This is a genomic window from Pedobacter kyonggii (assembly GCF_004310665.1).
Classification (GTDB): Bacteria; Bacteroidota; Bacteroidia; order Sphingobacteriales; family Sphingobacteriaceae; genus Pedobacter; species Pedobacter kyonggii.
The window spans coordinates 194,551-213,083 of record NZ_SIXF01000001.1 but is presented as its reverse complement, the minus strand read 5'-3'; the positions used below and the strand labels follow the sequence as shown (position 1 = coordinate 213,083).

Genomic DNA, 18,533 nt, shown 5'->3' with positions numbered 1-18,533 from the left:
AACCGGTTTCCTCTTATGAAAAAAATATTATTATCTGCCGTGGTATTGCTCGTCATGGTATCTGGAAAGCTTTATGCGCAAACCCAACATCAAAATTCGGGTTGGTTTATGTTTTTAAATAACACCAAATTTAATGATAAATGGGGGCTTCAGTTCGATGTTCAGCTACGTTCGGCTGATGATTGGGGTTATTTGAGAAATACTTTAGTGCGCCCGGCTTTACAATATTTTATTAACAACAAACATAATGTAGCCCTAGGGTATTTGTGGCAAACTACGCATACTGAGCTAGAAGGAACCCCTGATTTAACTTTGCACGAACATCGCATATTTGAACAGTACATTTATAGCCACAAAATAAAATCAATTTTTGCCAGCCACCGTTTAAGAGTCGAGCAACGTTTTATCGGCCGTACAGGCGAGGATGTTTTTTCGCAACGTTTCCGTTATTTTTTCAGGTTGATCCAGCCGCTGCAAAAAACTCAACCAACATTTACAAAAGGGCCATTTGTGGCTTTGCAGAACGAAGTGTTTTTAAATCTTCAGAATAAAAATAAAATTAACAACAGTGTTTTCGATCAGAACAGGTTATACCTTGCTGCGGGCTATCGCTTTTCGAAACAGTTTGATCTGGAAGCTGGGTATATGAACCAGGCTACTCATGGTGTTTCAAATAATACGGTAAATAATATTATTCAGCTAGCTGTTTACACCAGGTTTTAATGTTTTAAAGTCATTTTTTGTACATCAACTCCTGCAAAATGTTAAACATGTTGTAAATGATTGGTCTTTTTGCTCAATTTGCCGCGTGAAAAGATTTACCATTCTATTTTTAGCACTCTTGTTTGGCAGGCGGATGCAGGCACAAGAGATTAAAGCCTCTTCAACCAATAATACACCAACTTCAAAAAGTTTATTCAATCCTGAGCATAAAAGGAATTTTTCGCGTAAAGGCGATTTCTTTTTTCACTGGGGATACAACAGCTCTTGGTATGGTAAAAGCGATATCCGTTTTCAGGGGCCAAATTATGATTTTACGTTAAAGGATGTTGTTGCGCATGACAGACAATCTAAATTAAGCTGGGACTATTTAAATCCTAGCCTGATTACGGTACCACAATACAATATCCGTGTGGGTTATTTTATAAAAGATAATTATAGCATTTCTATCGGCTGGGACCACATGAAATATGTGATGGATATTCCACAAACCGTAACGATCACTGGCCATATCGGACCAAATATTTCACCAACCAATACACCTACAGGTAATTTGGCAGGTGATTATAACGGACAAAGCATTAATGTTAAAGAAAGTATGTTAACCTACGAGCATACTGATGGTTTTAATTATGCAAATATCGAAATTGAGCGTTATGATGATATTTGGGTGGCTCCGGGCGGCAATACTTCCTTAACCTTAGAAACTGGTTTAGGTGGTGGTTTAATGGTTCCGCGTTCAGATGTACGTTTGTTCGGACAGGGCAGAAATAACCACTTCAGTATTTCAGGTTATGGTGTTTCTGCTAAAGTTGGACTTAAGTTTTATGTGTGGAAAAACGTTTACCTACAAAATACCACTAAGCTCGGCGCTACCAATTTAACCAATGTGCATACCACTGGCTGGGATGAGTACGACAAGGCTAGCCAGAAGATTAACTACATCGAAAATATGTGGCTGATCGGGGTTCAGTTTTAAAAGATATGGAAGGAGGCTTAAGCCTCCTTTTTTGTTTTAAGTGTAATCAGTTAGCGGTAGTGCACTACAGTTGTCCCGCAGATTAAAAAGATGTACGCAGATTATTGTTTTTTACTTGTTGATTAACAATAGCCACGGAACCACTAAAGACACCGAGAATGTTATATCTAATTTTTATTATGAGTGGCTATCTTTTATTTTGGCTAAATATTGCATTACAGCATCTTCTGCTTTTGGGTTATGCTTGATGTTTGCAGTATAAAGATGACCTCTCAGGTTTTTGTAAAGTGCTATCGCATTTTCTAACGCAGTAATTAAAGATGTTTTATTGTATTCGGCGATGGTACCCTTAAGTAAGTTAAAATCTTCGGAAGGGAGCTGCGATTCTACTTTACGCACACCTCGTGGCAGGTTTTTGTTTTTGATGTGCAATAGAGGACCAAACACTACCATCCTTAAAAAGCCGAAGAAATCTAAGGCTTCCAGATATTCACCTCTCCCAATTTTTAAGAGGGCATAGTGCATCCAGGTCCAAAAACGGTCTTCAATCCATTGATAATCTGGGTAGGGAAATTTAGCTTCAGTTTGATCAAGAATTTGCTGTAATTGATTGTCTCTGTCGATTAATAGCATAGGATTTTCTACTCTAGAAGCAAATTCATCAACGGTTAAAAACTTAATATCAACATGGAGCAATGGCTTGTCGTAAAGGCAAATCAATACGCGCGGCTCGCCAACATGCTCTCCTGTAAATGCAGAAATTAAATCGCCAAGGCGGTTGGCATATTGCAGCATTTTCGATTTATCTGTTGATCGTTTTTCTTTGGTAACCAAAATGAGGTCGAGGTCTGAAAATTCGTCGATTTCGTTGCTGAGCCATGAGCCGCCCACGGCTAAACCAATAACAGATTCATCGCTTTTTAATATTTTGGTTGCGTTTTGGGCAAAGAGTTGTTGTATCATGGGTAATTTAACTACTATTTTAATGCTGTTTTTCACTAAATGTACTTTTAAGCCTAACCATTATATAGGCGCAAATAAAGGCGGATGAAAAATCCAAAAACAGATTGAGCGGTTTAAAACCAAAATTCTGGTAGCAATTATCGCATTTTCCAGAAAAACTATCGTAAAAAGTTAATGGGAATCCATATTGATCAAAACCGTCAGATGCAGCCTCTAGTTTTAATGTTGCTAAAGTAGAAATGATCAATAATAAGACGGTTAGGTATACGATTGCTTTTATGGTTTTCATCTACATATATTCTATTTTGCGAAGCAGACTACTTCTGCTCCCCTCTGATCTGCCTCGCAATTGATGATCTAGCGTAGATCGCTTTACGCCGGACGCTAAACGCTTGGCTTCTATTTACAATGAGGATAAATTATGCATCCAATAACCTTCGGTGGTAATTGATCTGCCCTAAGTGATAGGCTAAATGTGTGGTAAGGTGAACCAGGAAGAATTCGGTTGATGTTTTCTCCTGAAATACTAACATTGGGTATTCACTATTGAGTTGTTCATCGGTTATTTTACCCAGCGTTTCGTTAACTACGGTTATGGTTGCTTCAATCATGTTGATAAGCTCCTGCTTTGGAATATCTTTTAGCGAAAACTCCAATTCGCGTTTTCGGATGTAATTGCTGCCTCCTAGAGTTGCGCCAATGTAGGTATTGAGGTTTCCGATCAGGTGCAGACAAAGATTCCCAGCTGAATTTGCGATCTCTTTATTTATAACCCATAAGTTCGCTTCGTTTTTATACGAGCCAATTTCGGATTTTAGCTTGTTTAAATCACGGTTGAAAAGTGTTTTTAAGGTTTCGGTAAGCATATGAGAATTCTTAAGGGATTATTTGAAATGTTGTTAGGTGAATAAATGTTTAAAGCCGAGAAAGGATTTCTGTTGCTGGAATCGTTAATCTGGTGTTACATTTACCACAATTCTTTCGGGCCCCACAAGTGAAAATTGTTTCTCACATTTCCATTTTGAGCCAGTTTTTAATCCTTCAAGTGTGTTTCCGTCAACTATAATGTCGCCAAATTCATAGGCATAATAAGCGTATGTCCATAACAGATTAGCTATTTCATTTTCATCAGCTGTCGAGAACCTGATTTGAAAATCAGGCAGTCCAATAGAATGAAGACCAACTGTATCCATTAACAATTCTTTGTCATCTATATTATTGCTAATGTTATAAAGCCTTACATTGCAAATTACATATAGCATCTGTATTTTATCCGTTTCCCAAGTGCTTACAATGTTGAGTGGATTTAAAATTTTTTGTGCTGGAGATGAATAAACAGCACTTGGTTGGGTAATATTCACCACCGCGACTAAGAAATCCATAAATACATTTAAGCGTTCTTTATAGGGTAATGTTCTCGACATTAAATCAGTTACCAATATTTCATAAGTGCAGTTTTTAGCAATCTGATTGGCTTCAGGCCAGTGCCAGTTTTGTTGAAAAGCGGCATCTGGAAGTTCTACCTCAGATTTGCCCTGATCAGGTATCATTATGGTGCACTGTACCGGAATTGTTGCATCCGCAAATTGAATGGGATGATCTGGGAATGAAAAAATGAGACTGTTTTCTGAGAAGGAATGCTCGACATTTTCAAAATGTTTTTTTACCTCGGTTAATATCTGATTGCTATTGAGGTTGGGTTTGTCAAGGAATAAAAGCTTAGCGCTAAGCAGTTCCGGGAAATTCTCCAACGGGTCATTTTCTGCTATCTGTTCATTTTCTTCTACAATGTTTTTCTTTTTAAATACGTTGAATAAACCCATTATACATTACGTTTTTGATGGCTAGTATTGTGATTATAGCGTGGTTTAAATATACAAATGAATACTGCCAACACCACATTAAAATTATAATTTCTTTAAGTAACGGTTAGATTTCCTTTGCAGATCTGAGTGCCCAAACCCGATAAAATGGAAAGCCCGGAAGCCCGATCCTTTATCGGGATGAGGACTTGAAATGGTAGCGGGACTAACACTTAATAGTAGCAATTATCTGCTTTTCGAATAAAAATAAAAGGGTGTTAAAGCACATTGTCCGACCGAAGATCTTTTTCAGAAAAGATGCTGAAACAAGTTCAGCATGACGATCGCGTTGGGAAATAGCGCTAGAAATTTAGCCCTTACCAAAAAAACACCTACAATTTCTTGCAGGTGTTTCCCTATTAAAGGGCTTTAATTTATACTTTTCTCACCCCACCTGAGCCAACAACAGTTTTATCGACACTTGGATTGCCAGAGTAATTTACGCTTCCTGATCCGCTGATTACCGCTTTAATGCTTTCGCTTACTGCGATGTTTACGGTTCCTGAACCACTAATGGTACTGGTTAAAGTTTTTGTAGAAAAAGATTTACCGGCAAAGGTACCTGAGCTGCTGATTACCACTTTAGCATGATCTGCACCGCCTGTAATGTTTATTGCACCAGAACCACTAATCACACCACTGTAGTTGTCTACATCGGCGGTTGCTTTAATACTTCCCGAACCGCTTACAGTTGTGGTTAGGCTGCCTGTGCTGATTTTTCCGTTAACGCTTAAGTTGCCATCACCACTTACGGTTAAGCTAGCCAACTCTTTTGCTGTTACATAAGCCGTGATTTTTTTGCCTTCGTATTTTCTAGTCCAGCTGGTAATACTGGTTTGCGGGCGGATAACTAAGACATTGCCTTTTACTTCGGTAACAATTGAGGCCAATGCATCAGCATCGCCTTCTAAACGACAGCTTTCGCTATTGCCCAAAGTTACAATTACGTTTATGGGGCCTGCTGCAGCAACTCCGTTGAAGTTTTTTACGTCTCTGTTGTCGCCGTTATTTTTTGAAGTGTTGATGCTGATCTGATTTTTAGCAATTACATTAATACTAGAGGTTAATGTTAAGGATGCCAATAATATTGCAAATACTTTTTTCATGGTATTAGATTTTATTTTTTAGATGAATAATGAGCTTTTTCTTATAAGACGATGATTTTGTTGAAAAGTTGCATAAGATGAAATTTAATTCTCTTTATGGGGGCTTCGACTATAGTCGGGTTGGCAAATTATAATTAAAACGTTCGTCATTCTCGCGTAGGCGGGAATCTTAAAGCTTATTGCATTAAGATCCCCAATCGGGTTGGGGATGACGGTCGCCAAAATCTGCAGATCACTATTATCCTTTTTTTAGGTTAACATAAAACAATGGATCATGTTTGAAATTATCATTGTTTATGCTGGCATCCACTTTAAGTGTTTTCCAATCGTTTGTAGGTTTGATCAAGGTATAAGCGCCTGTTTTTAATGTTACGCGCACAGGCATATTAAAACCTTTAACATCGGTTACCCAGCGATAAGATAAAGTGCCATTGTTGATTTTATATTCTAAAATAGGAATTTTGGTGAAACGTAAATACTGATCGAAAACTTTATCCAGTTTAAGTCCGCTTTGTTTGGCTATGTAATTTTCGATCTGAGCAGTTGTTACCGTTTGATGGTAAAATGTTTTGCTTAGCCCGCGAAGAACCTGCCTGAACTTTTCATCGTTATTAATCAACTGGCGAATGGTACTAATCAAATTTGCACCTTTTGGATACATATCGCCAGAGCCTTCTTTATTTACACCATAAGGACCGATCACTGGCACATCATTACGGATAATTTTCTGTAATCCGATTACATACTCGTTTGCAGCTGCTTTGTTCTCGGTACATTCGGTAAACAATACCTCCGAATAATTGGTGAAACCTTCGTGAATCCACATATCGGCGATATCTTTTGAAGTGATGTTATTGCCGAACCATTCGTGGCCACTCTCATGGATGGTGATGAAATCCCACTTTAAGCCATGGCCGGTACCGCTTAAATCTTTGCCTAAATAACCTGGTTTAAATTGATTGCCATAAGCGACTGCACTTTGGTGTTCCATGCCTAAATGTGGTGCCTGAACCAGTTTGTAGCCGTCTTTGTACCATGGGTAAGGGCCAAACCAATATTCGAAACATTTTAGCATGGGTTTAACATCGGCATCCCAATGTGGGCGGGCTTTGGCACTATCGGTTTGTAAAGCCCAGTAATCGATGCTGAGCTTTCCATTTTCACCATCATAACTGTCTTGCCAGTGGGCGTATCTGCCAATGTAAAAGGTTACATCGTAATTGTTGATGGGATTTGCGACAAACCAATTGTATTGCTTGTAACCATCGGGTTTATCGACAGTATTTCTCAATCTTCCATTGGATATTTCCTGCAAAGTTTTAGGAACACTAATGCTGATCAACATACTATCTACCTCATCGCTCTGGTGATCTTTATTCGGCCACCATACACTTGCGCCTAAACCCTGGCAGGCCACAGACACAAAAGGATTGCCGGCTTCATCTTTTTTGAAGATAAAACCGCCGTCCCAAGGGGGTGTTTTTGCAACCAAAGGATTTCCTGAATAAAAAACCGTGAATTTATCCTTACTTCCTTTTTTAACTGCTTTAGGGAAGGTTACAAAAACCGCATTATATTCCCGGGTAAAAGGTAAATCGGCACCTTTGTATACTACTTTATCTACTCTTAAGTTATCAAAAAGATCGAACTGCAATTTGGTGAAATCTTGCGTTGCGGTAAAAGCAAATTCATTGCTTCCGCTAACTGATTTTTGATCGATATCTATTTTAACATCTAAGTGGTAATAATTAATATCGTAGCAGGTACGCAAAGGTGTAAGTGTTCCGCGGAGGCTATCGGCCCTAGAGTTTACCTGGTTTTTGCCGAGCATCTGGGCCTGTACAGCCGAAGTGCTGATGGCAAGGATGAATAGTAACTTTTTCATTTGTTCTGTTTTTGTTGATCGTTAAAAACGATTGGTAATTGCACGCTTGTTATAAATGAGCGTAAGCTTATCATTATTTTATCACATCAACTTCGATAAAACTATCGTTAAATACAGTTTGCGTAGCTTTAATATAATCGGCTTCTGTTGCTTTATATGGGTTTTCTACAAATTTTTGTGGATTTCGAGCAAATAAAGGGAATGCTGTGCTCTGCACCTGGATCATAATCCGGTGTCCTTTTTTAAAGGTGTGTAATACATCCTGTAGCTGGAAGTTCACATCCGTTTTCTGGTTGGCTACCAAAGCTTCGGGTTTTTCGAAACTATTGCGAAAGCGTGCAGGCATAACTTCCGAACGCACCATTTGCCAGTAATTGCTCAAAATGATATTTTTGTTTGGCATGTAAGGGTTGTTAGGTTCATCGGCAGGGTAAACGTCAATCAGTTTAACAATAAAATCTGCATCGGTACCCGTGGTTGCAATTTTAAGGTGCGACATAATTTCGCCTCCCAAGGTAATATCGTTATCCAATATATCGGTTTGATATACCAAAACATCTGGTCTCCTACCTGCAAAACGTTGATCTTCACTCATGTAATTATGTGGCGTAAAGCCTAATGTTGTGGTTAAATCTTCGGTATAAGGAACTGGCTTTAATGGATCGCTGATGTAATTTACTGAACCAGCTGTACCAGGTGCAGTCATGCTGAGTTTACCATCGGCACCAAGATAGAATTTTTGTTTAGTTGCCTTTTCTGTCGGCCATTTAGCAAAAGTTTCCCATTGTTTTTTACCCGTATCGAACATGTAGGCTTCAGGCAAGCCAGAGTTTTTATCGCCATTGCCTTTTAGAAAATGGTTAAAAAATTTAGCTTCGATTTCTTTCTGGTAGAACGTAGCAATGCTATCGCCGAAATACACATTGCTATGCATGGTATGACCGGTTTCGCGGCTCCATCTTCCATGCCCAAATGGCCCCATCACAATGGTATTGTAGGCATTAGGGTTTTTCTTTTCGATGGTTTTATAAATGTTTAGCGGGCCAGCCAGATCTTCGGCATCGTACCATCCGCCAACAACCATCACGGCAGGTTTAACGGTATTGTAATGTTTCAACAATCCACGTTTTTGCCAAAATTCATCGTAGTTTGGGTGGTTAACGGTTTCTTGCCAGAAGAAATTATCCTTGTAATATTTGTCTGCATTGCTTAAAGGGCCTAAATCTAAAGCAAACTGATAACCATCTTTTGTTTTTGGAAGGATTAACTGGTTGTTGTACCAGGCTTTAGAGGTAGTATCGGTTTTTTGCACACCAAATACTGGGAAGGTCATGAAATAACTTTGCAAAAATGATCCATTGTGGTGGAAATCATCAAAGAAGAAATCTGAAATCGGCGCTTGTGGTGATGAGGCTTTTAAAGCAGGGTGATTACTTAAAATCCCTGCAGCAGTATAAAAGCCAGGATAAGAAATTCCCCATTGGCCAACTTTGCCATTGTTGTTGGCTACGTTTTTAACCAGCCAATCGATGGTATCGTAAGTATCAGAACCTTCATCAACATCTTTTTTGCTTTTTTTATTATCGATAACTGGGGTCATATTGGTCCATGTGCCTTCACTTTTCCAGCGACCACGCACATCCTGATACACCATGATATACCCCTCTTTCATCATCAATTCTGACGGGCCTAATTTTGCAGGGAATTTATCTTCGCCATATGGGGCAACGCTATAGCAGGTACGTTGCATTATCACTGGGTATTTTTTATCCTTGGCTGCATCTTTAGGTGTGTAGATGGCGGTAAAAAGTTTAGTGCCATCGCGCATCGGGATATAAACTTCTTTTTTAGTGTAATTGGCTTTTGGATATCCTGCATCACTTTGTGCAAAGGTAGAAGATGCTGAAAGCAGGATAATCATTAGTTTTAAGTATTTCATTTTATTAGAATAAGTTAGTTGTTTATGTGTTTGGTTCGTGATGACGAACCAAGGCCCTAGTTATTTGCTATTTATTTTAAACTCAGGCGTCATTCCCGCGCAGGCGGGAATCTTAAAGCATTACGATTCCCAATCAAGTTGGGAAGGACGAACCGCGGGATTAAAAATCCAATTTTTACTTCAACACCGAAACAGTAATAAACGAACAGTTGTGCACATCGTGATAAATTTTGTGTGTAGCTTTTTGGAAATCCTGCGGCTCTGCCTGATAGATATCCATAAATTTCTGTGGATTGCGATCAGCTAAAGGGAACCATGAGTTTTGAATCTGGATCATAATTTTATGGCCTTTTTTAAAAGTATGCGCCACATCGGGCAAAGGGTAATTTACTTTTGTGATGGCACCCGGAACAAAAGGTTCAGGTTTTTCGAAACTGTTGCGGTATTTTCCACGCATAATTTCTCCGCGCACCAGCATTTCGTAACCACCCATAATCAGGTTTTTAGGATTAGGCTCTGGATTTGGCGCATCCTCGGGATAAACATCAATCAATTTAACTACATAATCGGCATCTGTTCCTGTAGTAGAAACCACTAAGTTGGCTAAAACAGGGCCGGTTAAGGTAATATCTTCTGTTAAAGCATCAGTCTGGTAAGTTTTTACATCCGGACGGCGGGCAGCAAAACGCTGGTCATCGATCATGTACTCGCGGGTACGTTTGGCCTGAATGCCATCCTGGTAAGGCACAGGGTTATTCGGATCACTCACATATTCATCCCAGCTATCGGTTCTGCCCACTTTTTCGAAACTGAGCTTACCATTAGGTTGTAAATACAGGTTTTTGCTTTCTACTTCTTGCGGAGGCCATGTTTTGAACTTTTTCCATTCGTTACTTCCTGTTACAAAAATATTCGCTTCTGCTGCATTAAAATCGCCTTCGCCCTTTAAATAATGTTTAAAGAAAGGCAGTTCGTATTGTTGTTGGTAATCGATACTGGTGGTTTTGCCGAATGGGATATCGCCAAAGTAAGAACCATCACTGCGTACCCAGCCTCCATGGAACCAAGGCCCTGCAACCAGGATATTATTGGCGCCAGGATTCTGTTTCTCAATAGCTTTGTAAGTATCAAAAGTTCCATAAGCATCTTCTGCATCGAAAAAGCCACCCACCACCATCACTGCAGGTTTTACATTGGTTAAATGAGGGGTAATTAAACGTGCATTCCAGAAGGTGTCCAGGTTCGGGTGTTTAAACAAATCATTCCAGAATTTAATACTATCTGCAAAATATTTGTCTTTTAGGTTCTTAACTGATCCGGCTTCCAAATAAAAACGATAATTGTCTTGAATGGGGAACTGAAAACCTTTAGGTCCTTTATCTGGTGTAATCGGTTTAGGTCTCGGCACGCCAAAACTGCCCATAAAGCTAAAAGCATCCATTAGAAATAATGTACCACGGTGGTGGAAATCATCACCCATAAACCAATCGGTAACTGGCGCCTGGGGCGAAACCGCCTTTAGCGCAGGGTGTGCATTTGGCAATGAAGTGGTAGAATAAAAACCAGGGTACGAAATGCCATAAATACCTGCATTTCCATTGTTGCCTTTCACGTTTTTAACCAACCAGTCGATGGTGTCGTAAGTATCCGTACTTTCATCAATAGCTGTTTTAGATTTTTTTCCAACCAATTGAGGGCGGATATCGGCAAAAGTGCCCTCACTCATCCACCGGCCCCTAACATCCTGGTATACAAAAATAAATCCTTCACGCATCATAGCCGGAAAATTACCCAAACTCAGCTTATATTTATCTTCACCATAAGGCGCAACGGTATAGGGCGTACGGTTAATTAAAAACGGATATTTTTTGGTTTGATTTTTGGGTATATAAATGGAAGTGAAGAGTTTAACACCGTCGCGCATGGGGATCTGGCGTTCTATTTTGGTGTAGTTTTCTCTAACATATGCCGAATCGGTTTGCTGGGCTATTAATTCATTAGAAATAAACAGACAAAATAGAAGACTGAAAATTCTGGTAAGGTTCATTTAAGCTAGTTTTTAGGAATAAAATTTAAATATAGGTGATTCGTGGTTGATTAGAAAAAATAACCCGTAAAAGGTTTGTTAGCAAAGATGAAATTATATAAAATGGAAAATTTGTGAGGTATTTTGCTGTTAAACCCTGCCTTCGTCATCACTTTATCAAAATTTAGTTAAATAATGTTAAGGGGTAATCTTTTAAGAATTTTCACCGTCATATACATAATCGAAATAAACACAAAAAAATGAATAGGTTATTAAATAAAGGATTGGTTGTTTTCGCTGCAGCAGCGATGATTGCAACCTTAAGTATCGAAAGCGTTTCTGCGCAGCGGCCAAGTAGGAGTGGAGGTTCTTCCGGAGGCGGAAGATCTGGTTCGATAAGCCCATCCAGAGGCGGTGGTTCTATTTCCAGACAACCATCTATGCATGCGCCAAGTAGAGGTAGTTATGTGCCGAGCAATGGTGGCCGCCCGCCAAGACCTAATTACAGTTATAACAGACCGGGTTATCGTCCAGGTGTAGGTTATGGTAGGCCAGGTTATGGTTATCGCCCAGGTTATGGAAGACCTTATTACAGACCGTATTATAGCTATTATAATTTTTACAGACCCTTTTTAGGTTTCAGGATTGGCGTATTGCCCTATGGCTACTATCCGTTTTATTATGGCGCTAACCAGTTCTATTATTCTGGCGGATTGTTTTATCAACAAAACAATAGTCAATACGAAGTGGTAACCCCACCAGTTGGTGCCGAGGTTCCGAATTTACCATCGGATGCAAATCAGGTAACCATTAATGGGGTTGATTATTACGAATACAAAGGCGTTTATTATACTCAAAAAGAAAATGCTGATGGTAAAACCGTATATGTAGTGGCTGGGAAAGACGGTATTTTAAACACAACTGACGGTCCGGTTGATACGCATAATATAGGCGATATAATTAATCAACTGCCAGAAGGCTGCAGAGAGGTAACCATTAAAAACGAAAAGTATTTTGTTTCGCCCGATGATGTTTATTATGAAGAAATAGTAGATGGAACAAATATTACTTACCGCGTAATTGGTAAGTTGTTTTAATCTTAATTTATCGGTGGCAGATGGTAACATCTTACACCACTCATAATTTCAGTAAATGTGCAGTTGGATGTTACCATCCAACTGTTTTTGTTTTACATCCGTAAGAAATTGAATAGATAGTGTCAGATGGCAACATCTGACACCACTGAAATATTTTCCGTGTCCCTATGTTCCGTAGTAAAACCATAAGCTATTTGCCGCCAAAATTCCATATTTTTACGCTCTAAACATTTCGATTTGAAACCTGTATCGCAGCTCCTCTTTGTTTATTCAGCTCTTGCCATTGTCCTTTCATCTTGTTCTGCAACTAAGTATGCTGCGGTTAAGCAAAATGAAACCAGTATTTCGTCTGTAAAGTTTCTGGATGAATACATTATGCCCTTAAATCCAATTTTCCAAAATACGGTTGTTGGTGGTTTGTCGGGGATTGATTACGATGTAAAGCAAAACCAGTATTACATGATCAGTGATGATCCATCACAGCGGAGTCCGGCCAGGATTTATACCGCACAGATTGATATCAAAGAAAATAAGATCGATACCGTTAGGGTAACTGGTGTTACTTATATCTTACAGGAAAACGGAAAACCATACCCTAAATATGGAACTGATAAAACTGTAAAACCTGATGGCGAATCGGTTCGTTATAACCCCTTAACCAAACAATTACTTTGGAGCAGCGAGGGAGAAAGGTTGTTTAAGGATGGGGATACTACGATAGTTCAGCCGAGCTTAACCTTTATTTCTATAGATGGAAAGTTTCTGGATACCATTCCAATGCCTAAAGGCTTTCATTTTACAAAAGCCGAAAGCGGTCCGCGCAAAAACGCTTTATTTGAAGGTTTAACTTATGCCGATCAGTACAAAACATTGTATGCCAGTTTAGAAGAACCACTTTATCAAGATGGGCCTCAGGCTGCTTTTGAATATGATAAAGCCTTAACACGGATTTTAAAGTTTGATGTAGCTACCAAAAAAAATATTGCCCAATATCCTTATAATCTGGATGCAATGCCTGTTAAACCTACTGTTGAAAACGATTGGAATGTAAATGGAATTTCTGAAATATTAGCCATTAACAATCATACCCTTTTGGTAATGGAAAGGGCCTGGGCAAAAGGACACGATGATCATACCTTTTTAAAACTTTATCTGGTTGATTTGCACGGTGCTGAAAATGAAATCGATAATGGCTCTTTTATGCAAAACCCTCCAAAGCCATTAACCAAAAAATTGCTTTTCGATTTTGATTCCTTAAACCGGCATATCGATAATTTTGAAGGTGTAACCTTTGGACCAAAATTGCCAAATGGGCACCTTTCGTTAATTTTTTGTGTCGATAATAATTTCGGGAAATCGCAGGTACAACAATTTTTCTTATTTGAGATCATTCCATAAAGATCATTCCTGTTAAAAATTTATAATGAATAAAATAAAAGCAATACTGTTTGATTTAGATGGTACATTAATTGATTCTGAGAAGTTTCATTTCGATTGTTGGAATAAGTTTTTGTGTGAATACGAAGTTAGGTTGGATTTTAAGGATTGGTTAACAAATTACGCTGGAATCCCCTTGCCCAAAAATGCAAAGACTATAATAGACAGATATAAAATTGAAGAAGACTTAGAATGTTTTATCAACAGAAGAGAGAAGGTAACTTTTGATGGTTTTAGAACAACTGATATTCAGTTAATGCCCTTTGCATTAGAGTTTATCAAGTTTGCTTACGAAAAGGGGCTTACCCTGGCTGTAGTTACGGCTAGCCCTAAAATTGATGTTGAAGCCGTTTTTGAGCGGAATGGTTTAGCTAAGTATTTCAGTTTGTTTATTACCAGAACAGATGTAAGTAAATCTAAGCCTGATCCCGAAAGTTACAATCTTTGCGTAGTCCGATTGGGTTTTGAAAAAGATGAGTGCCTTGTTTTTGAAGATACTTTAAATGGGGTTAAATCTGCTCTGGCTGCAGGCATAACCTGTTATGCCATTCAGAGCAATGTAAGGGTGCATCAAAAACTAAAAATAGCTGACGAATTGTTTCTCAGCTTTGCGAATGCTAAAGAATTTATGCTGCAAAAGGAATTGATTTAGTTGCTTATAGATTAAAGTAAATCTGCCAAATAATTTAGTAATGTCAACCCAAGAAATTTTAAACCGTGTTGGGCAGTTTTCATCTCACGATCTGCTTCTTTTTGAAGAACATTCTGTCAGAAGGTTGTTCCGTAAAAACGACGTGCTCTTGCATCTTGGCGAAATCTGTCAATCCGTTTATTTCATTTTATCGGGATCTTTTTTTCAATTTCAGTCTAACGATATCACAGAAACAATTATCGATCTGCATTTACCAAAAGAGTGGATGTACAATCACCCAAGCCTGATTGAGCAAAAAGTTTCAGATACAACAATCAAGGCCTTTGAACAATCTGAAGTGCTGGAGCTTAGTTTAACTAATTTACATAGTTTAATTGTCAAATCACAGTCCTTTTTGAGCCTGGGTAGAATCTTTGACCAGCCCAATAACAGAACATATTTATTTGATCGTTCGCTAAGCCCAGTTGAAAAATATAATTATATTAAAAATGCCAAACCGCTCATTGTAAAGGTTTTTCCGGTTAAAATGATCGCTTCATACCTTAAGATTGCCCCTGAAACATTGAGCAGGGTAAGGGCAAATCATTAAATTTCCTGATTTGGATCAAGTGCAGCTTTTCGGAAAAATACCGATTTTTGAAATAAAAAAATATGCTAACAGATATTAACCCAAAGCTTCCCATGCGGAATAAAGCAATCACCAGAGATTTTTATGTGAATAAATTAGGCTTTAAAGACATTGGAAGTGCCGATTTTAAAGATTACCTGATGGTACAAAAGGATCAGGTTCAGATTCACTTTTTTTTGTTCGAAACGCTAAATCCGAAAGAAAACTATGGTCAGGTTTATATCCGTACAAACGATATTGATGGGCTATACAAATTTATGCTCGAAACTAAACAAGGCATTCATCCGAATGGAAGCTTGCAAACAAAACCATGGGGGCAGAAAGAATTCGCGATGCTTGATCCCGACAGTAATTTACTCACTTTTGGGCAAGAGATTTAAGAGGGGGTCATTAGTCAATGGTTGATAGTTTATGGCTCATTGCGAAGCGTTGATTGTTTAATAGCGTAAGCTGCTCCAAACGCCAAACTCTAAACTAAATTAGCAACTGTTCGGTAGCGATATTGATCAATTCGATAGAATTTTTAACATCTAGTTTCTGCATCATATTACGGCGATGCGTTTCTACTGTTAGCGGACTTAGAAAAAGCTCATCAGCTATGCTAGCGGTCGTTTTTCCCTGTGCGATTAATTGAAGGATCTGTTTTTCGCGTTTGGTGAATTTTGGCCGCCCTTTTAAATCATTTACAGAGGGTTTGGCAATAATTTCTATAACTTCTCTGCTAAAGGCCAGCTCCCCTCTAAGCGCAGTTTCAATGCCGTTTTTTAGTTCCTCTACCGAGGCATTTTTTAAAATGTAACCACTTGCCCCATTTTGCAAAATCTGCATGATTATACTTCTTTCAGTATGGTTGCTAATGGCAATAACGATCGTTTTTGGTGATAACTTTTTAACCTGTGCGCATAGTTCAATACCATTACCATCAGGTAGCATAATATCGAGCAGTACAATATCTATTTCGTGGTTATTTAAAAAGGAAATTAATGCGCTGCCTGACTGAAAACTTCCTACTACCTGCATGTTTTCGAGGTTATTGATTAAGGAAACGATTCCTTGTATAACAATCGGATGGTCATCAACAACAGCTAGTTTAATCATATTATTCATAACTGATTGGGATTTCGATATTTATAGTTGTACCATTGCCTGGGTATGAATCTATTTCGAAAGTGCCCTTAAGATAAGCTACCCTATTTTTAATGTTTTCTATTCCTAATCCCTTTTTATAGGTTAAGGTATCAAAACCAATTCCATTATCCTCAACTGTGATATAAAACCGGTTTTTGTTTTCGCTGCACTGTAAAACTACTTCAGATGCCTGAGCATGTTTTAGTGTGTTGGTGAGTATTTCCTGTACGATCCTGTAAATAATTATCTGTTCTTCAAGTGCAATATTTTTAGAGATATTGAGTGCTTGAAAATCGATATGTATATGCTTGCTCATCGCCGATTCTGCCAGGTCTTTTAATGCCGTTTCCAATCCGAATTTTAATAACGTTTGTGGCATCATATTCCGGGCAATGTGCCTTAATTCGGTAACTGAATTATCCAGCTGATTAACAATTCTTTGGAGCTCTGCATCATGCAATTGCATTTCCCTGTGTTTTGCCCAATTGGACAAGTTAATTTTTAAACCCGATAACATTCCGCCAAGTCCATCATGTAAATCCTGGGCTACCCTGTTTCTTTCTTTTTCTTCGGCATTGAGCATAGCCCTGCTAATTTCCAATTGCTGTTTTTGTTGTAACTCAGCCACTTTTTGTTTATAATTTATTGTTCTTTGCTCCGCAAGCTTTTTATAGCCCCTAAAGTAAAAATACAGAAGGATAACGATGATCAGCAGAAAGAAGGATGCTGCAATTAATAGAAAGGTTGTTGTTTTATTGTTCTTTATAATTAATGCATTTTGTTTCTTTTCTGCATTTAAACTGGCTATTTTTTTCTGGTTCTCCGCATTTTTATATTTAATTTCTAATGCAATAATATCTTCTTTTAGTTTACTCTCATTTAGGCTGTCGTTTAATAATTTGCTCTTTTTTATCCAGTTATAAGCTTCTTTAATATTGCCACTGGCGTAATTTACCTCTGCTAGCGCTTCTGCTAATTTGAGCTTATTTGTTGCCAGTGTATTTATTTCTGGCTGATCGATAATTTGCAGCAGTGTTTTTTTAGCCAGAACAAAATTTTTCTGCTTAAAAAGGATTCTGTATTTCTCAAATATTACTTCCTGTAAAGAATAATTGTCGGTTAGCTTTTCGGCCAGTTTAATGGCTTTATCTGCATCTAACAAAGCCAGGGAGTATTGTTTGGTGTTAACTAAATAGCGTGTGGTGCTTTTGTAGTAGTCGAGCCAAAATATTGCCATCGGGTAGCCTGTAGTTACATGGTCTGATTTATCCAGTGTTGTTTTGGCCAGATCAAGGTGTTTTTTGGTGAGACTATAGTTTTTTAGGTGATAGTAGTTTCCTGCAGTAGTTAGGTACGCATTAATAAGTAGATAATATTTATCAGGAGAAGTATCTTTTAAGGCATTTAAACCTTGCTGCAAGTAAGGTGCCGCTTTTTCGTATTGGCCAAGGTTTGTAAATATCGTTCCAATAGAGACGTATTCTGTGCCTAAGAAGTTTTTGTCGCCAGCCTTTTTAGAAAGTGGTAAAACGCGGTTGATCAGTATATCGAGTGTTGTTTTAAGATCGTCTTTATGCTGTTGTATCAAACCATAGTTGTGCCAAACCATTGATCGCAACCGATAAATACCTTTTGTATTAAACTTGCTTAATAACGAATCAGCATGGAGGAGTAACTTTTCGGCTTTTGCATAATTCCGGTTTTGGTAAATTAAAGATTCATACCAATAAGATCTCGCTAGAAGTAACGGATCCTTTTTGCTCCGGGTTCTTGCCTTGTTCAAATATAATACTGCTTTGGAACTATCATGATCTACCCAGAAATCGGTTAGTTTAAAACCAGCCTCGGCTTTAAGGCTATCACGGAGATTTCCTCTTACGATGCGGCTTAGGCTGTCGGCATATTGCTGGTCGGCTGGTTGCAGCTGGGCTTGGCTATTCAGCGAATAGAAAATAAGGAATGCCAGAAAGATGATATAATTTCTCATTAAACTAAAAATGCACGCTTTATTTCTCAATCAGAAATTAAAGCCAGAATATACCTGAAATCAGGTAGAAAAAAATGGTGTTATCTGGTTATTGTAAAGCAAAGTGCTCATTTGTTTATTTGTA

The 18,533-nt window shown here is 38.3% G+C and carries 17 protein-coding genes; 7 read left to right on the top strand and 10 right to left on the bottom strand.

Going from position 1 to position 18,533, the window contains the following annotated elements:
• The first annotated feature begins 15 nt into the window (after nucleotides 1–15).
• Together EYS08_RS00915 and EYS08_RS00910 are read left to right on the top strand one after the other, a co-directional pair.
• Nucleotides 16–723, top strand: a complete 708-nt coding sequence (locus EYS08_RS00915) for a DUF2490 domain-containing protein (protein WP_131027991.1) — start codon at nucleotides 16–18, stop codon at nucleotides 721–723.
• An 85-nt stretch (nucleotides 724–808) separates the two neighbouring features.
• Nucleotides 809–1,699 carry a hypothetical protein gene (locus EYS08_RS00910; protein ID WP_244215825.1) on the top strand — a complete coding sequence of 297 codons (891 nt, stop codon included), beginning with the start codon at nucleotides 809–811 and terminating at the stop codon, nucleotides 1,697–1,699.
• Nucleotides 1,700–1,876: 177 nt separating this feature from the next.
• Here EYS08_RS00910 and EYS08_RS00905 read toward each other — a convergent pair whose 3' ends face one another.
• The 8 genes from EYS08_RS00905 to EYS08_RS00870 form a co-directional block, all read right to left on the bottom strand.
• Entirely contained in the window at nucleotides 1,877–2,662 is a 786-nt protein-coding gene (locus EYS08_RS00905; RefSeq protein ID WP_131027990.1) for an aminoglycoside 6-adenylyltransferase, read from the bottom strand.
• A 19-nt stretch (nucleotides 2,663–2,681) separates the two neighbouring features.
• Nucleotides 2,682–2,951 (bottom strand): hypothetical protein, encoded by a 270-nt coding sequence (locus EYS08_RS00900; RefSeq protein WP_131027989.1) that lies wholly within the window; start codon nucleotides 2,949–2,951, stop codon nucleotides 2,682–2,684.
• A gap of 130 nt (nucleotides 2,952–3,081) precedes the next feature.
• Nucleotides 3,082–3,528, bottom strand: coding sequence for a DinB family protein (locus tag EYS08_RS00895; protein ID WP_131027988.1), 447 nt, complete (start codon nucleotides 3,526–3,528; stop codon nucleotides 3,082–3,084).
• An 84-nt stretch (nucleotides 3,529–3,612) separates the two neighbouring features.
• Entirely contained in the window at nucleotides 3,613–4,485 is an 873-nt protein-coding gene (locus EYS08_RS00890) for a DUF4261 domain-containing protein (RefSeq protein WP_131027987.1), read from the bottom strand.
• A gap of 413 nt (nucleotides 4,486–4,898) precedes the next feature.
• The gene (locus tag EYS08_RS00885; RefSeq protein ID WP_131027986.1) at nucleotides 4,899–5,630 is read right to left on the bottom strand and encodes a head GIN domain-containing protein; all 732 of its coding nucleotides are present in this window, start codon (nucleotides 5,628–5,630) and stop codon (nucleotides 4,899–4,901) included.
• Nucleotides 5,631–5,868: 238 nt separating this feature from the next.
• Nucleotides 5,869–7,515, bottom strand: coding sequence for a M1 family metallopeptidase (locus tag EYS08_RS00880; RefSeq protein ID WP_131027985.1), 1,647 nt, complete (start codon nucleotides 7,513–7,515; stop codon nucleotides 5,869–5,871).
• A 73-nt stretch (nucleotides 7,516–7,588) separates the two neighbouring features.
• A complete protein-coding gene (locus tag EYS08_RS00875; protein WP_131027984.1) occupies nucleotides 7,589–9,454 on the bottom strand; it encodes a CocE/NonD family hydrolase in 1,866 nt (621 codons plus the stop codon).
• Nucleotides 9,455–9,629: 175 nt separating this feature from the next.
• Nucleotides 9,630–11,501 (bottom strand): CocE/NonD family hydrolase, encoded by a 1,872-nt coding sequence (locus tag EYS08_RS00870; protein WP_131027983.1) that lies wholly within the window; start codon nucleotides 11,499–11,501, stop codon nucleotides 9,630–9,632.
• A 239-nt stretch (nucleotides 11,502–11,740) separates the two neighbouring features.
• Here EYS08_RS00870 and EYS08_RS00865 point away from each other — a divergent pair, with 239 nt between their 5' ends.
• From EYS08_RS00865 to EYS08_RS00845, 5 genes are all read left to right on the top strand, one after another.
• Nucleotides 11,741–12,577, top strand: coding sequence for a DUF6515 family protein (locus tag EYS08_RS00865; protein ID WP_131027982.1), 837 nt, complete (start codon nucleotides 11,741–11,743; stop codon nucleotides 12,575–12,577).
• A 237-nt stretch (nucleotides 12,578–12,814) separates the two neighbouring features.
• On the top strand, nucleotides 12,815–13,975 hold the full coding sequence (locus EYS08_RS00860; protein ID WP_131027981.1) for an esterase-like activity of phytase family protein: 1,161 nt from the start codon (nucleotides 12,815–12,817) through the stop codon (nucleotides 13,973–13,975).
• A 25-nt stretch (nucleotides 13,976–14,000) separates the two neighbouring features.
• Entirely contained in the window at nucleotides 14,001–14,666 is a 666-nt protein-coding gene (locus EYS08_RS00855) for an HAD family hydrolase (protein WP_131027980.1), read from the top strand.
• A gap of 40 nt (nucleotides 14,667–14,706) precedes the next feature.
• Nucleotides 14,707–15,255 (top strand): Crp/Fnr family transcriptional regulator, encoded by a 549-nt coding sequence (locus EYS08_RS00850; protein WP_131027979.1) that lies wholly within the window; start codon nucleotides 14,707–14,709, stop codon nucleotides 15,253–15,255.
• A gap of 62 nt (nucleotides 15,256–15,317) precedes the next feature.
• The gene (locus EYS08_RS00845) at nucleotides 15,318–15,674 is read left to right on the top strand and encodes a bleomycin resistance protein (RefSeq protein WP_131027978.1); all 357 of its coding nucleotides are present in this window, start codon (nucleotides 15,318–15,320) and stop codon (nucleotides 15,672–15,674) included.
• 94 nt (nucleotides 15,675–15,768) lie between these two features.
• On the opposite strand, the gene EYS08_RS00840 is transcribed toward EYS08_RS00845, so the two are convergent.
• A complete protein-coding gene (locus EYS08_RS00840) occupies nucleotides 15,769–16,392 on the bottom strand; it encodes a response regulator (RefSeq protein ID WP_244215824.1) in 624 nt (207 codons plus the stop codon).
• A gap of 1 nt (nucleotide 16,393) precedes the next feature.
• Nucleotides 16,394–18,409, bottom strand: a complete 2,016-nt coding sequence (locus EYS08_RS00835; protein WP_131027976.1) for a sensor histidine kinase — start codon at nucleotides 18,407–18,409, stop codon at nucleotides 16,394–16,396.
• Between the last annotated feature and the right edge of the window lie 124 nt (nucleotides 18,410–18,533).

Bases quoted from the DNA above. Each gene is read 5' to 3' on its own strand.
- EYS08_RS00835 (WP_131027976.1), bottom strand. From the start codon at position 18,409: ATGAGAAATTATATCATCTTTCTGGCATTCCTTATTTTCTATTCGCTG.
- EYS08_RS00895 (WP_131027988.1), bottom strand. From the start codon at position 3,528: ATGCTTACCGAAACCTTAAAAACACTTTTCAACCGTGATTTAAACAAG.
- EYS08_RS00870 (WP_131027983.1), bottom strand. From the start codon at position 11,501: ATGAACCTTACCAGAATTTTCAGTCTTCTATTTTGTCTGTTTATTTCT.
- EYS08_RS00865 (WP_131027982.1), top strand. From the start codon at position 11,741: ATGAATAGGTTATTAAATAAAGGATTGGTTGTTTTCGCTGCAGCAGCG.
- EYS08_RS00855 (WP_131027980.1), top strand. From the start codon at position 14,001: ATGAATAAAATAAAAGCAATACTGTTTGATTTAGATGGTACATTAATT.
- EYS08_RS00900 (WP_131027989.1), bottom strand. From the start codon at position 2,951: ATGAAAACCATAAAAGCAATCGTATACCTAACCGTCTTATTATTGATC.
- EYS08_RS00845 (WP_131027978.1), top strand. From the start codon at position 15,318: ATGCTAACAGATATTAACCCAAAGCTTCCCATGCGGAATAAAGCAATC.
- EYS08_RS00890 (WP_131027987.1), bottom strand. From the start codon at position 4,485: ATGGGTTTATTCAACGTATTTAAAAAGAAAAACATTGTAGAAGAAAAT.
- EYS08_RS00915 (WP_131027991.1), top strand. From the start codon at position 16: ATGAAAAAAATATTATTATCTGCCGTGGTATTGCTCGTCATGGTATCT.
- EYS08_RS00840 (WP_244215824.1), bottom strand. From the start codon at position 16,392: ATGATTAAACTAGCTGTTGTTGATGACCATCCGATTGTTATACAAGGA.
- EYS08_RS00850 (WP_131027979.1), top strand. From the start codon at position 14,707: ATGTCAACCCAAGAAATTTTAAACCGTGTTGGGCAGTTTTCATCTCAC.
- EYS08_RS00905 (WP_131027990.1), bottom strand. From the start codon at position 2,662: ATGATACAACAACTCTTTGCCCAAAACGCAACCAAAATATTAAAAAGC.
- EYS08_RS00875 (WP_131027984.1), bottom strand. From the start codon at position 9,454: ATGAAATACTTAAAACTAATGATTATCCTGCTTTCAGCATCTTCTACC.
- EYS08_RS00880 (WP_131027985.1), bottom strand. From the start codon at position 7,515: ATGAAAAAGTTACTATTCATCCTTGCCATCAGCACTTCGGCTGTACAG.
- EYS08_RS00885 (WP_131027986.1), bottom strand. From the start codon at position 5,630: ATGAAAAAAGTATTTGCAATATTATTGGCATCCTTAACATTAACCTCT.